The following is a 12,963-nucleotide window of genomic DNA, read 5'->3' as shown; positions in this document are numbered from 1 at the left end:
CGGTCGGTTCTCGTGGCGAGGCGACTATTCAGATGTCATAGTTCGTGCGTGGTGCGCTGATTCGCCGTGTGGAGAATCCCGGGCGACCGCCATGCCGATGCCGGACCTCGTGTTATCAAGGTGCATGGCTCAAGCGATCCTCGCCGACCGCGAACTCTCGGCCGGGCTGGCGCCGACCGGACGATTGCGCGTGGCGATCGCGGTCGGCCCGGCGCCGTCCGCCGTCTATGCGGTCCGGGGCGAGAGGGAGGGCGAGCTGCGCGGCGTGACCGTGGCGCTCGCCGAGGCGCTGGCGGCCGCGACCGGGCTGCCGCTCGAGATCGTCCCGTTCCGCAGCTCCGGCGAGATCCAGGCCACCGCGGCGAGCGGCTCGTGGGACGTCAGCTTCCTGCCGGTCGACGAGGAGCGCCGTCGGCATGTCGACTTCGGCGCCGCCTTTCACATTCTCCAGAGCAGCTACCTGGTGCCGGCCGGCTCCCCCATCAACCGGATCGACCAAGCCGATACCCCCGAGGTCCATATCGTCGGCGTCCGCAACAGCGCGACGCTGCGCGCCTCGCTGCGCGCCTCGCCGCGGGCGTCGCACGTCCCGGTCGAGACTCCGGAGGACGCGGTCGCGATGATGCATGGCGGGATGGCCGACGCGATCGCCATGGGGCGCGAGGCGCTGTCCGGGCTGGTGAGCCAGATCGAGGGCTCGCGGATCCTTCCGGGCTCGTTCCTCACCACCACCACGGCCGTCGTCCTGCCGAAGGGCCGGCCGGCGGCGCTCGCCTGGGTGACGGCGCTGGTCGAGGAGGCGAAGGCGGCCGGGCTGGTGCAGCGCGCCTTCGAGCGCGTCGGCCTTCCCGGCGCCAGCGTGCCGCCGGCGGCCGGGTAGGCCCGCCGCGTCACAGCGCCAGCAGGCCGGCGTCGCCCGCCTCGGTGCCGTAGCCGAGCCGCGTGCCCGTGGCGTTCCAGGCGAGCGCCGCGACGGCACCGCCGCCCGGCTTGCGCACCACGATCTCGGCCGAGTCCTCCAGCCGCACCAGGAGCACCATGCCGCTCTCGTAGCCGACCGCGGCGACCGGCTCGCGCGGATGGCAGGCGACCGCGACGATCAGGTCCTTGGCCGGCGCGAGCAGGCGCGGCTGCTGGCCCATCGGCCCGTCCTTGCCGTGGAACGGCCACAGCACCAGCGCGTCGGCGCCGGCCGTGGCGAGCTCGCGCCCGTCCGCCGTCCACGACACCGACTTCACCTTGGCGGCGTAGCCGGACATCCTCATGTGCTTGCCGTCGGCGACCCGCCAGCCGTGCAGCGACGGCTCCTGCATGGTGGTGACGACGAAGCGGCCGTCCGGGCTGAAGGTGACGCCGGTGTGCGAGCCCTTCCAGTCGAGCGTCTCGGGCGGCTCCTTGGCGTTGGGGAACCACAGCGCGACGCCGCCGTAATGGGCGACCGCGAGCCGCAGGCCCTTGGGCGCGAAGGCGAGCCCGCCCGGCGTCGAGCCGACCTCGGCGGTGCGGATCTCGCCCTTCGGCGTGCGCACGAACACGGCCTTGCCGGCCGACCAGGCGACGACGCCATCGCGGCCGACCGCGACATTGTCGATCCAGCGCCGCTTGGCGTCGGCGGCGATCTCGCTCGTCGTGCCGTCGGGTGCCGTCGCCATCACCCGGCCGTCGTCGCCGCCGGTGATCAGCCGCGTGCCGTCGCTCGCCGCGCTCAGGATGCCGCCCTTGTGGACGGCGACGTGCCGCTCGGTGCCGTCGTCGCCGGTGAGCAGCACCGTCTCCTCGCCGAGCGCGAAGGCGGCGACCTCGCGTCCCTTGGGACCCACGAAGGCGACCGCCACCACGGGCGCGCCGGCGTCGATCGGGCGGGTGCGCTCGACGAGCGAGTTCGAGGGGGCGGTGGTGTCGGTCATGAGAAACTCCGGGCAGCGCCCCGAACTCCGCTCATGCCCGCGAAGGCGGGCATCCAGGCGTCGTGCCGTGTCGCCCCCGGGTCCCCGCCTTCGCGGGGACGAGCGGTCCGGAGGGGCTCGACGTCACGGCATGGCCTCAGGCGTAGCAGGTTTCGAAACCGTCGCGGATCAGCTTTTCGGGCAGCTCGCGGCCGATGAAGACGAGGCGGCTCTCGCGCGCCTCGTCGTCGCGCCAGGCGCGCTGGTGGTCGCCGTCCAGGATCATGTGGACGCCCTGGAAGACGAACCGGTCGGGATCGTCCTTGAACGCCAGGATGCCCTTGCAGCGCAGGATCTTCGCGCCTTCCTCGGCGACCAGGGTCTGCAGCCAGGGGAAGAACTTGTCCGGATCGAGCGGCCGTGCGGTCTTGATCGACAGCGACTGGATGTGCTCGTCGTGATAGTGCTTCAGGCCGCCGTGGCCGTGCGCCTGATGGCCGTGATCGTGGTGATCATGGTCGTGGCCGTGATCGTGGCCGCAGTCGCAGCCGTCGGGATGATCGTGATCATGGGCGTGGCCGTGCGCATGATCGTGATCATGATCGTCGCCCTTCTCCAGGAAGGCCGGCTCGATCTCGAGAATCCGGTCGAGATCGAAGGCGTTGCGGCCCAGAACCTCGCCGATCGGGATGCTGCAGCGCTCGGTGCGGTGGAGCTTGGCGTAGGGGTTGATGGCGCGCACATGCGCCTCGACGTCGAGGAGCTCCGCGGGAGAGACCAGATCGGTCTTGTTGACCAGGACGACGTCGGCGAAGGCGATCTGGTTCTTCGCCTCGGGCGCGTCCTTCAGCCGGTCGCGCAGCCACTTGGCGTCGGCGACCGTGACCACGGCGTCGAGCTTGGCCGCCTTGCCGACGTCGGCGTCCATGAAGAAGGTCTGCGCCACCGGCGCCGGATCGGCGAGCCCCGTCGTCTCCACCACGATGGCGTCGAACTTGCCGCGCCGTCGCATCAGCCCCTCGATGATCCGGATGAGGTCGCCCCGCACCGTGCAGCACAGGCAGCCGTTGTTCATCTCGAAGACCTCCTCGTCGGCCGAGACGACGAGGTCGTTGTCGATGCCGATCTCGCCGAACTCGTTGACGATGACGGCGAACCGGTAGCCGTGCGGCTCCGACAGGATGCGGTTGAGGAGGGTGGTCTTGCCCGCACCGAGATAGCCGGTGAGGACCGTGACGGGGATTTTGTCGGTCATGGGGAGCTCCGTTCCGCCCCTATATAGGGGACGCCTCGGCGGCGAGCCAAGCCCCCGGACAGGCGGGGCGCAGCGTCGGTCTCGCCCCCGGCACCCGCGCGAACGCGCCGCTTCCGGCCGCCGCGCCGGCCCTCTATGCTCGGCTTGTCATAACAACCGGCCGGGAAACCCGGCCTCGACCCGCGAGGAAGCATGCCCGACTCCCGCCTCTCGGAGGAGCAGCGCCTGATGCGCGCCTCCTGCCGCGCCTTCGTCGACGACGTCGTCCTCCCGTTCATCCGCCGCGAATGGCAGCGCGAATGGGACATGCGGCCGGACAGCCGACTGCCGCCCGAGATTCTCGAAGGTGCCGAGCGGGTCGGCATCCGCACGCTCGGCGTGCCGGAGGCGTTCGGCGGCATCGAGCTCGACCCGGCGACCGAGGTCGGCACCTTCGCGCTGATCGCCGAGGAGATCGCGCGCGGCGATTCGGGGCTGGCCGACAAGCTGGTGCAGAACTGGAAGGTCGCCGTGCTGCTGCGCCATGTGGCGCCCGAGCACCTGCAGAAGAAATGGTTCGGCCGTCTGCTGGAGGACCCGCAGTTCCTGCTCGCCCACTGCCTCACCGAGCCGCGCGGCGCCTCCGACCGCTGGCTGCCCTACAACGTCCCCGAGGCCGCCATGCAGACCAGAGCCGTGCGAAAAAGCGGCGGGTGGGTGATCAACGGCCGCAAGCAGTTCATCTCGAACGGCTACGATGCGGGGCTGTACGTCGTCTACGCCAACACCAACCCGGCGGTCGGCATGCTCCAGGGCACGTCGAGCTTCCTGGTGCCGCGCGAGACGCCGGGGCTCACGGTCGCCCGCTGCAACGAGACCATGGGCTGCCGCTTCATGAACAACGGCGAGCTGGTGTTCGAGGACATGTTCGTGCCCGACGACCATCTGCTCGTCGAGAACGACTCGCTCGGTCGCGCCGGCATCTATTTCAGGCCCGGCAAGATCATCCAGGCGGCCAAGAATCTCGGCGTCGGCATGCGGGCCTTCGAGGTGACGGCCGACTACGTGCAGAATTACGTGCAGGGCGGCCGCATTCTCATCAAGCACCAGGCGGTGGCGCTGCGGCTCGCCGACATGGCGACGCGGCTCGAGGCGGTGCGGGCGCTGCTCGACCGCGCGGCGCGCGCCGTCGACGAGAAGGATCCGGACGCCGACGCGCTGTGCAACATGGCGAAGGTCTACGCCTCGGAGGAGATCTTCAAGGTCGCCCAGCACGCGCTCGAGCTGCACGGCGGCAACGGGGTGATGCTCGACTTCGGCGTCGAGAAACTGTTCCGCGACGCCTCGATCTTTCTGCATATGGACGCTACGGTGGACATCTCGAAGCTGAAGATCGTCAAGGCGCTGTTCCCCCATACGGCCGGGCGTTACGCCGGCCCGGAAAGCTGAGTGTCGCGATGAGCCAGAACCGCACCCGCGTCGTCACGGTCGGCGAGGTCATGATCGAGCTGGCGCGCGGTGCGGACGGGCGCTTCGCGCTCTCCTGCGGCGGTGACGTGTTCTCGACTGCCATCTATCTGGCGCGCGCCGGCGTGCCGGTGGCGCATGCGACGGCGCTCGGCGACGACGTCTATTCCGACCAGATCATGGCGCTCGCCGCCGCCGAGGGCGTCGGCGGCGACCTGGTTCTGCGCGTTCCGGGCCGGCTGCCCGGCCTCTATCTGGCCGACACGGGGCGCGACGGCACGCCGGTGTTCAGCGCCTGGCGCGACGGCGCGCCGGCCGGCCGCCTGTTCGAGCTGCCGGACTGGGGCCGGGTCGCCGAAGGGCTCCTCGGCGCCCGCGTCGTCTATTTCTCCGGGATCACGCTGTCGACCTACACCAACGAAGGCATCGGCCGCTTCCTCGCGGTGGTCGAGCTGGCCCGCCAGCAGGGCGCCAAGGTGGCGTTCGACGGCAATTTCCGGCCGCGCGGCTGGACCGGCGACGCGGGGCGCACCCGCGCCGTCTACATGGAGGCGCTCAAGCGTGTCGACATCGCCCTGCCGACCTTCGCGGACGAAGCGCTGCTGTGGGGTGATCCGAGCCCCGAGGCGACGATCGAGCGGATGCAGGCCTTCGGCATCAAGGAGATCGTGGTGAAGAACGGCGCCAAGGGCGCGCTCGTCGCGGCGGCGAGCCCGGCGGCGGCGCAGGCCTCCGGCTCGCAGGCCGAGCAGCACCACGCGCAGCAGTTCCACTCGCACGTGCCGGTGCCCGAGGTGGTGGTGCCGGTCGACACCACGGCGGCCGGCGACGGCTTCAACGCCGGCTATCTGGCGGCCCGCCTCGCCGGCCAGCCGCCGGCCGAGGCGGCCGGCGAGGCCCACCGCCTCGCCGCGAAGGTGATCCGCCACCGCGGCGCCATCATGCCGCGCACCGAGGGCGCGGTGCATTGAGGTTCTGACGGAGACGCCTGCGGACGAGGCTCACCCCCCTCCTTGTCCCTCCCCCACAAGGGGGGAGGGAACGCTGGAGGCGAGGCGCCGTGGTTTGAAGAGGCCTCTGTCCGAACGTCTGAAGGACTTGGCGCCATTGTGTCGAATGGCCGGAGCCCCAACCGGCTCCCTCCCCCTTGTGGGGGAGGGATGGGGAGGGGGGTGGCCGCACGGCACAGCGGCCGCGGTGCCGTCCCTACGCCGCCTTGCGGTCGGCCAGGAACGTGCCCATTCGCTCCAGCGCGCGAAGGATGTTCTCGGTGGAGTTGGCGTAGGAGAGGCGGATGTAGCCCTCGCCGAGCACGCCGAAGTCGGGGCCGCCGATGACCGCGACGCCGGCGTCGTCGAGCAGCGCCGCGGCGAGCGGCTTCGCCTTCCAGCCCGTCGCCTTGATGTTGGGGAACGCGTAGAAGGCGCCCTTCGGAGTCGCGCAGCTGACGCCCGGCAGCCGGTTGAGGCCTTCCACCACCACCTTCCTCCGGCGGTCGAACTCGGCGACCATCGCCTCGGCCGCGTCCTGCGGGCCGGTGAGCGCCGCGAGCCCGGCATATTGCGCCGCCGCGTTGACGCAGGAGTGCAGGTTGACGGCGAGCTTGCGCGCGTTGTCGTAGAGCTTGCCCGGCCAGATCGCATAGCCGAGTCGCCAGCCCGTCATGGCGTAGGTCTTCGACCAGCCGTTGAGCAGGATCAGGCGGTCGCGGATCTCCGGATACGACAGCAGGCAGACGTGCTTCTCGCCGTCGTAGACCATGTGGTCGTAGATCTCGTCCGACATCACGGCGACCTTCGGCCACTTGGCGAGGCCGGCGACCAGCTTGTCGATCTCGGCCTTGGGCGTGACGCCGCCGGTCGGGTTGGCGGGCGAGTTGAGAATCAAGAGCCGCGTGCGTGGCGTGATCAGCGACAGCGTCTCCTCGGCCGAGAAGCCGAAGCCGTTCTCTTCGCGAATCGGCACCGGGATCGGCCGCGCGCCCGTGAACTCGATCATCGAACGATAGATCGGGAAGCCCGGATCCGGATACAGGATGTCGATGCCGGGCTCGCCGAACATCAGGATCGACATGAACATGGTGGGCTTGCCGCCCGGCATGATCATCACCTCGGCGGGCGACACCGAGACGCCGTAGCGGGCGTTCAGATCCGCCGCCACCGCCTCGCGCAGTGGCAGGATGCCGACCGCCGGCGTGTAGCCGTGGGCACCGTCGCGCAGCGCCTTCACGGCCGCCTCGACGATGTGGTCCGGCGTGCGGAAGTCCGGCTGGCCGATGCCGAGATTGACGATATCGCGGCCTTTCGACGCGAGCTCGGTGGCGCGGGCCAGCACCGCGAAGGCGTTCTCCTCGCCGATACGATCGAAGCTCGCCACGGTCTCGAGCATCCTGGTCTCCTGTGATTTGTTATGGGTGTTGCTTGTCTTGGGCGTTGATGTCTTGGACGTTGATGTCTTGGGCGGTGTATTGCGCGTGTCGTCTCGGGCGGGTCGTCTCGGGACTCGGTTGTGGTCCGACGTCGGTCGTGGAACTTCGGCGGTGGACCGGGTAGTCTTCGGGGACGCGAGCGGCGCGGTACGGGGCGGGACTCGAACGGAACGCGATGGAACTCGGGCGCCGCGCACCGGACACCTAACTCCGGCCGTTCCCTTTCGGCCATCGGGGCTCTAACTTAAGGACATGGACGTATTTCTCGAAATCGCCGTTCTGCTCGTGCTGTTCGGGCTGAACGGCTTCTTCGCCATGGCGGAGCTCGCCGTGGTGTCGTCGCGGCGGATTCGCCTGCAGCAGATGGCCGACGAGGGGCGCCCCGGCGCCGCGCAGGCGCTGGCGCTGGCCGACGATCCGGGCCGCCTCCTCTCCGCCGTGCAGGTCGGCATCACGCTGATCGGGATTCTGTCCGGCGCCTTCGGCGGTGCCACGCTCGGCCAGCGGCTCGGTCCGGTGCTCGACGAGCTTCCCTTTGTCGCACCCTACGGCAACCAGCTCGCCGTCGTGCTGGTCGTCGTCGCCATCACGTCGCTCTCGGTCGTGCTCGGCGAGCTGGTGCCCAAGCAGGTCGCGCTCTCGGCCCCCGAGCTCATCGCATCGCGGATGGCGCGCCCGCTGGTGATTCTGTCGAGCGTGTTCCGCCCGTTCGTGTGGATCCTCGAACGCTCCTCGGCCGGTCTCCTGCGCCTGCTCGGCGTGCCGGCGCGGGGTGGCGCGTCGGTGACCGAGGAGGAGGTGCGATTCGCCATCGCCGAGGGCACCGAGGCGGGCGTGATCGACATCGTCGAGCAGCAGATGATCCACGGCGTGCTGGCGCTCGCCGACCGACCGGTCGCCGCCGAGATGACGCCGCGCCCCGACGTCTACTGGATCGATCTCGACGATCCGCCCGACGTGGTGGCGCGCGAGGTCGCCGAATGCCCCTACTCCCGCCTCGTCGTCGCCCGCGCCGGCGATCTCGGCAGGCCGCTCGGCGTCGTGCAGAAGAAGGACCTGGTCGACGATCTGATCGCCGGCAAGGGCCTGCAGGTCGAGGCGCATCTGCGCGAGCCCGTCTACGTGCCCGAGAACGTGAGCGTGCTGCGCATGCTGGAGATGTTCCGCAAGGTGCCGGTCCACGTCGCCTTCGTGGTCGACGAGTACGGCGACTTCCTCGGGCTCGTGACGCTGCACGACATCCTCTCGGCGATCGCCGGCGACCTGCCGGAGGAGCACGAGGCACTGGCCGAGGAGATCACGGCGCGGCCCGACGGCAGCTTCCTGGTGGACGGCCGGGTGCCGATCGACGAGCTCGCCTCGAAGTTCGGGCTGCCGGAGCCGGAGGGCGAGTACCACACCGCCGCCGGCCTGGCGCTCGAGCGCCTCGCCCGCATCCCCGCCGAGGGCGACACCTTCGCGGTCGGCGACTGGCGCGTCGAGGTGATCGACATGGACGGCCGCCGCGTCGACAAGCTCCTGTTCACGCCGCCCGCGGCGGGGTGAGGCGACGCTCGGCTCCGACTGCATGTCCCGGACAAGGCGCGTCAGGCCGCAGGCCTGATGCGCCGCAGAGCCGGGACCCAGGGCCACGCGACGATCCGCACGACAATCACATCACCTGATCGCGCTGGGTCCCGGCTCGCGGTGCGCTGCACCGCGTCCGGGACACGAGGCTCCGGAAGCCGGAATGTTGCGGCAGGCTCTGCCTCACCCCTCCATCTTCTGCATGGCAGCGATGCACGCGTCGAGGAAGGCGGCGGAGGCGGGCGGCAGGGTGCGGCCCTTCTTCTTCACCAGCGCCACCGGGCGCACGAAGGCCGGATCGTCGATCGCCTTGGAGCGCAGCGTCTGCTCGACCCGCACCTCGCGGGCCGAGCGCGGCAGCACCGTGACGCCGAGCCCGGCCCGCACCATGGCGACGGCCGACATCATGTAGGTGACCTCGCAGGCGAGCGTCGGCGTGCGGCCGATGCCGAGCAGCGCGGCGTCGATCACGTCGCGCAGGCTGGTGCCGGGATTGGTCAGGATCAGCGGCAGATCGACGAGATCCTGAACGCCGATGCGGCGTTTCCGCCCGATCGGATGGTCGGCTGGATAGACGAGGCAGAGCTGGTCGGTGGTGTGATGCAGCACGTCGAGCTCGGCGTCGGCGACGGCGCCGCCGGTGAGGCCGAGATCGACCTCCTCGCTGCGCACCATGGCCACGACATGCGCCGCGATGGCGTCGCGGACCAGCACGCCGAGCGCCGGATTGTCGCGCCGGCAGGCGAGGATCACCTGCGGCAGCAGCGACGCCGCGAAGCTCGGCAGCGCGGCGATGCGCACCGTGCCGCGGCGGCCGGCGCCGATCTCGCGGATGTCGAGGAGCGCCCCGTCCAGATCCGTCACGGTGCGTTGCAGCACCGGCATCAGCTCCAGCCCGACCCGCGTGATCTCGACCGCGCGGTTCGATCGGTCGAGCAGCCGAACGCCCAGCGCGGCCTCGAGATTCCTGATCTGCACCGTGAGGGCCGGCTGCGACAGATGCAAGAGCGCCGCGGCCTTGGTGAAGCTGCGGGTCTGCACGATCGCCAGGAAGGCCCGGATCTGACGCAGGGTGATGTCCATAATCGGCTCCTATCGTAGCAATAAACTAATTTCAATTGCGTTATCACAAGGTCGGCGTAGTCCTGGAGCCGCCCCCGAAGAAGCGACGTCGGCACGGCCGCGTGCCAGCCGCCCCGGCCGGGGCTGGCTTCCGGTCCTGCTCTGCGAATTTTTCTGAATCGGCGATCGCACCGCGCCCGTTTCCCGGGCGGCGGACAGCCGGTCGCATCTCGTCATCCGGATCGCGTGCGCGGTCGCTCGCCTCGCCCGCGGTCCCCCGGACCCCAAGGGTGAAACCATGCTCGCCTTGATCGGGCTTCTCGTCATCGTCGTCGTGCTCGCCGGGATCCTCACCAAGAGGCTCTCGCCCATGGCGGCCCTGATCATCGTGCCGATGGCCGGCGCGCTGATCGCCGGCTTCTCGGTCGCCGACACCGGCAAGTTCGCCGTCAACGGCGTCAAGAACATCGCCCCCGTCGTCGGCATGTTCGTGTTCGCGATCCTGTTCTTCGGCATCGTCAAGGATGCCGGCACGCTCGATCCGATCATCAACGGCATTCTCCGCGTCGTCGGCGTGAAGCCGTCCCGCATCGTGCTCGGCGCCGCCGTGCTCGCCGCGATCGTCCATCTCGACGGCTCCGGCGCCGTGACGTTCCTGGTCACGATCCCGGCGATGCTGCCGCTGTTCGATCGCCTCAAGATGGACAAGCGCATCCTCGCCTGCGTGGTCGCCATGGCGGCCGGCACGGCCAACATGCTGCCGTGGGGCGGCCCGACGCTGCGCGCCGCGACCGCGCTGCAGGTGCCGATCGGCGAATTGTTCATGCCGGTGCTGCCGGTGCAGATCGTCGGCCTGCTGTTCGTCTTCGCCCTCGCCTTCTTCTTCGGCCTGCGCGAGGAGAAGCGCCTGACCGCGGCCGGCGTGCTCGGCGGCGACGTGTCGGTCTCCTACACCCGCCCGCAGCTCTCCGAGGCCGAGCAGAAGCTCGTCCGGCCGAAGCTGTTCCTGATCAACGTCGCGCTGGTGCTCGCCGTTCTGGCCGCGATGATCACCGAGGTCGGCGCGCCGGTCGTCTGCTTCATGATCGGCACCGTGGTCGCGCTGCTGATCAACTATCCGGCCGTCAAGGACCAGCGCGAGCGCGTCGACGCCCACGCCAAGGCCGCCCTGATGATGGCCTCGATCCTGCTCGCCGCGGGCGTGTTCACGGGCATCATGAAGGACACCAAGATGCTGACCGAGATGGCGAAGTTCGCCGCCGGTCACGTCCCGACCGATTTCGCCCAGCACATGCCCGTGGTGCTCGGCCTGATCTCCATGCCGCTCAGCATGCTGTTCGATCCGGACTCCTTCTACTTCGGCGTCCTGCCCGTGCTGGCCGAGGCCGGCAAGGTGCTCGGCGTCGCGCCCGTGCAGATGGGCCAGGCGGCCATCATGGGCCAGATGACGGTCGGCTTCCCGATCAGCCCGCTCACGCCCGCCACCTTCCTGCTGGTCGGCCTGTGCGGCATCGAACTCGGCGAGCATCAGAAGTTCAGCTTCCTGCCGCTGTGGGCCGTGTCGATCGTGATGACCATCACGGCCGTCGTGCTCGGCATCCTGCCGCTGTGAGCCCGCCCCGCATTCACCGAGGAACCCTGTCATGAGAACCATCAGGATCGGTTCCGGCGCCGGCTATTCCGGCGACCGCATCGAGCCCGCCGTCGAGCTCGCCGAGAAGGGCGACATCGACTACCTGGTATTCGAGTGCCTGGCCGAGCGCACCATCGCGCTCGCCCAGCAGGCCAAGATGAAGAACCCCGCGGCGGGCTACGACCCGCTGCTCGACGCCCGCATGAAGGCCGTGCTCGCGATCTGCAAGCAGAAGGGCATCAAGATCGTCACCAACATGGGCGCCGCCAATCCGGAGGCCGGCGCGCAGAAGACGATCGAGATCGCCCGCGCGCTCGGCCTCAAGGGCCTCAACGTCGCGGCCGTCTCCGGCGACGACGTGCTCGATCAGATCCGCGAGACGCCGCGCAAGCTCGAGGAGACCGGCGGTTCGACCACGGATCTCGGCAACCGCATCGTCTCGGCCAACGCCTATGTCGGCGTGACCTCGATCGTCGAGGCGTTGGCGCTCGGCGCCGACGTCGTGATCACGGGCCGGGCGGCCGACCCGGCGCTGTTCATGGCGCCGCTGGTGCGCGAGTTCGGCTGGGCCATGGACGACTGGGACAGGCTCGGAAAGGGCACGGTCGTCGGCCATCTGCTCGAATGCGCCGGCCAGGTGACGGGCGGCTACTTCGCCGATCCCGGCGTCAAGGACGTCGACGGCCTCGGCCGGCTTGGCTTCCCGATCGGCGAGGTCGCCGAGGACGGCACCCTCGTCGTCACCAAGGTGGCGAGCGCCGGCGGCAAGGTGACGCCGCAGACCGTGAAGGAGCAGCTCCTCTACGAGCTGCACGATCCGAAGAACTACTTCCAGCCGGACGTGATCGCCGACTTCTCGCCGGTCGCGGTCGAGGAGATCGGGCCCGACCGGGTGCGTGTCACGGGCGGCACCGGTCGGCCCAGGACCGACACGCTCAAGGTCTCGGTCGGCTACATCGACAGCTACATCGGCGAAGGCCAGATGTCCTATGCGGGTCCGGGCGCCGTGGCGCGCGGACAGCTCGCCCTCGACATCGTGCGCGAGCGGCTGGCGCTCATGAACGTGAAGACCAGCGAGCTGCGCTTCGACCTGATCGGTGTCGATTCGCTGCACGGCCCGACCCGCAGCGCCGGCCATGACCCCTACGAGGTGCGCGCCCGCGTCACCGGCCGCACCGAGACGCTCGCCGAGGCCGTGAAGATCGGCAACGAGGTCGAGACGCTCTACACCAACGGCCCCGCCGGCGGCGGCGGAGCCTTCAAGGTGGCCCGCGAGGTCGTGGCGGTGCAGTCGGTGCTGCTGCCGCGGACCCTCGTCGGGTCGTCGGTCCGGATCCTGGAGGCGTGATCATGAAGCTGCGCGACCTCGCCCATTCCCGCACCGGGGACAAGGGCAACACATCGAACATCTCGGTCATCGCCTTCGATGCGAAAGACTGGGAGCGGCTATGCCGCCACGTCACGGTGGAGCGCGTTAAGGCGCATTTCGCCGATATCGTGAAAGGCGCCGTGGTGCGCTACGAGCTTCCGCGTATCGCGGCGTTGAACTTCGTGATGTACGAGGCGCTCGGCGGCGGGGTGACCCGCACGCTCGCGCTCGACGCCCACGGCAAGTCGCTGTCGTCGGCGCTGCTCGACCTCGAGATCCCGGACGAGGAGTAGGCGGCCTGACGGCCGCGCGCTTTCG

At 69.8% G+C, this 12,963-nt stretch carries 11 protein-coding genes; 7 read left to right on the top strand and 4 right to left on the bottom strand.

Annotated features, from left to right (window positions below; translation table 11 throughout):
* The first annotated feature begins 124 nt into the window (after positions 1–124).
* Positions 125–880 (top strand): transporter substrate-binding domain-containing protein, encoded by a 756-nt coding sequence (locus tag ABTU92_RS22465; RefSeq protein ID WP_408093850.1) that lies wholly within the window; start codon positions 125–127, stop codon positions 878–880.
* 10 nt (positions 881–890) lie between these two features.
* On the opposite strand, the gene ABTU92_RS22460 is transcribed toward ABTU92_RS22465, so the two are convergent.
* Both ABTU92_RS22460 and ABTU92_RS22455 read right to left on the bottom strand, forming a co-directional pair.
* Positions 891–1,907 (bottom strand): WD40 repeat domain-containing protein, encoded by a 1,017-nt coding sequence (locus ABTU92_RS22460; protein WP_408093849.1) that lies wholly within the window; start codon positions 1,905–1,907, stop codon positions 891–893.
* A 136-nt stretch (positions 1,908–2,043) separates the two neighbouring features.
* Positions 2,044–3,141: a CobW family GTP-binding protein gene (locus ABTU92_RS22455; RefSeq protein ID WP_408093848.1), complete on the bottom strand. Its 1,098-nt coding sequence runs from the start codon at positions 3,139–3,141 to the stop codon at positions 2,044–2,046.
* A gap of 192 nt (positions 3,142–3,333) precedes the next feature.
* Here ABTU92_RS22455 and ABTU92_RS22450 point away from each other — a divergent pair, with 192 nt between their 5' ends.
* Complete coding sequence (locus ABTU92_RS22450) at positions 3,334–4,569, top strand: acyl-CoA dehydrogenase family protein (RefSeq protein WP_408093847.1); 1,236 nt, start codon at positions 3,334–3,336, stop codon at positions 4,567–4,569.
* Positions 4,570–4,577: 8 nt separating this feature from the next.
* Positions 4,578–5,558 carry a sugar kinase gene (locus ABTU92_RS22445; RefSeq protein ID WP_408093846.1) on the top strand — a complete coding sequence of 327 codons (981 nt, stop codon included), beginning with the start codon at positions 4,578–4,580 and terminating at the stop codon, positions 5,556–5,558.
* A 235-nt stretch (positions 5,559–5,793) separates the two neighbouring features.
* Here the strand turns inward: ABTU92_RS22445 and ABTU92_RS22440 are convergent, their stop codons facing one another.
* Positions 5,794–6,975, bottom strand: a complete 1,182-nt coding sequence (locus tag ABTU92_RS22440) for a pyridoxal phosphate-dependent aminotransferase (protein WP_408093845.1) — start codon at positions 6,973–6,975, stop codon at positions 5,794–5,796.
* Positions 6,976–7,267: 292 nt separating this feature from the next.
* On the opposite strand from ABTU92_RS22440, the gene ABTU92_RS22435 reads away from it, so the two are divergent.
* The gene (locus tag ABTU92_RS22435) at positions 7,268–8,560 is read left to right on the top strand and encodes a hemolysin family protein (RefSeq protein WP_408093844.1); all 1,293 of its coding nucleotides are present in this window, start codon (positions 7,268–7,270) and stop codon (positions 8,558–8,560) included.
* A gap of 204 nt (positions 8,561–8,764) precedes the next feature.
* Here ABTU92_RS22435 and ABTU92_RS22430 read toward each other — a convergent pair whose 3' ends face one another.
* Positions 8,765–9,664, bottom strand: a complete 900-nt coding sequence (locus ABTU92_RS22430) for a LysR family transcriptional regulator (RefSeq protein ID WP_408093843.1) — start codon at positions 9,662–9,664, stop codon at positions 8,765–8,767.
* Positions 9,665–9,941: 277 nt separating this feature from the next.
* On the opposite strand from ABTU92_RS22430, the gene ABTU92_RS22425 reads away from it, so the two are divergent.
* From ABTU92_RS22425 to ABTU92_RS22415, 3 genes are read left to right on the top strand one after another with little or no spacing between them, the layout of a single operon-like run.
* On the top strand, positions 9,942–11,255 hold the full coding sequence (locus tag ABTU92_RS22425) for a CitMHS family transporter (RefSeq protein WP_408093842.1): 1,314 nt from the start codon (positions 9,942–9,944) through the stop codon (positions 11,253–11,255).
* A gap of 31 nt (positions 11,256–11,286) precedes the next feature.
* On the top strand, positions 11,287–12,624 hold the full coding sequence (locus ABTU92_RS22420; RefSeq protein ID WP_408093841.1) for an acyclic terpene utilization AtuA family protein: 1,338 nt from the start codon (positions 11,287–11,289) through the stop codon (positions 12,622–12,624).
* A 2-nt stretch (positions 12,625–12,626) separates the two neighbouring features.
* Positions 12,627–12,938, top strand: a complete 312-nt coding sequence (locus tag ABTU92_RS22415; protein ID WP_408093840.1) for a hypothetical protein — start codon at positions 12,627–12,629, stop codon at positions 12,936–12,938.
* Positions 12,939–12,963: the final 25 nt, after the last annotated feature.

It is taken from the genome of Rhodoplanes sp. SY1 (assembly GCF_046000175.1).
In the GTDB taxonomy this organism is placed as follows: Bacteria; Pseudomonadota; Alphaproteobacteria; order Rhizobiales; family Xanthobacteraceae; genus Rhodoplanes.
Note: the sequence above shows the minus strand (reverse complement) of the source record. Positions and strands in the feature narration are given on the sequence as shown.

What these genes read in the sequence shown, in the direction of transcription:
- ABTU92_RS22465 (WP_408093850.1), top strand. Translation starts at nt 125, where the DNA reads ATGGCTCAAGCGATCCTCGCCGACCGCGAACTCTCGGCCGGGCTGGCG.
- ABTU92_RS22460 (WP_408093849.1), bottom strand. Translation starts at nt 1,907, where the DNA reads ATGACCGACACCACCGCCCCCTCGAACTCGCTCGTCGAGCGCACCCGC.
- ABTU92_RS22455 (WP_408093848.1), bottom strand. Translation starts at nt 3,141, where the DNA reads ATGACCGACAAAATCCCCGTCACGGTCCTCACCGGCTATCTCGGTGCG.
- ABTU92_RS22450 (WP_408093847.1), top strand. Translation starts at nt 3,334, where the DNA reads ATGCCCGACTCCCGCCTCTCGGAGGAGCAGCGCCTGATGCGCGCCTCC.
- ABTU92_RS22445 (WP_408093846.1), top strand. Translation starts at nt 4,578, where the DNA reads ATGAGCCAGAACCGCACCCGCGTCGTCACGGTCGGCGAGGTCATGATC.
- ABTU92_RS22440 (WP_408093845.1), bottom strand. Translation starts at nt 6,975, where the DNA reads ATGCTCGAGACCGTGGCGAGCTTCGATCGTATCGGCGAGGAGAACGCC.
- ABTU92_RS22435 (WP_408093844.1), top strand. Translation starts at nt 7,268, where the DNA reads ATGGACGTATTTCTCGAAATCGCCGTTCTGCTCGTGCTGTTCGGGCTG.
- ABTU92_RS22430 (WP_408093843.1), bottom strand. Translation starts at nt 9,664, where the DNA reads ATGGACATCACCCTGCGTCAGATCCGGGCCTTCCTGGCGATCGTGCAG.
- ABTU92_RS22425 (WP_408093842.1), top strand. Translation starts at nt 9,942, where the DNA reads ATGCTCGCCTTGATCGGGCTTCTCGTCATCGTCGTCGTGCTCGCCGGG.
- ABTU92_RS22420 (WP_408093841.1), top strand. Translation starts at nt 11,287, where the DNA reads ATGAGAACCATCAGGATCGGTTCCGGCGCCGGCTATTCCGGCGACCGC.
- ABTU92_RS22415 (WP_408093840.1), top strand. Translation starts at nt 12,627, where the DNA reads ATGAAGCTGCGCGACCTCGCCCATTCCCGCACCGGGGACAAGGGCAAC.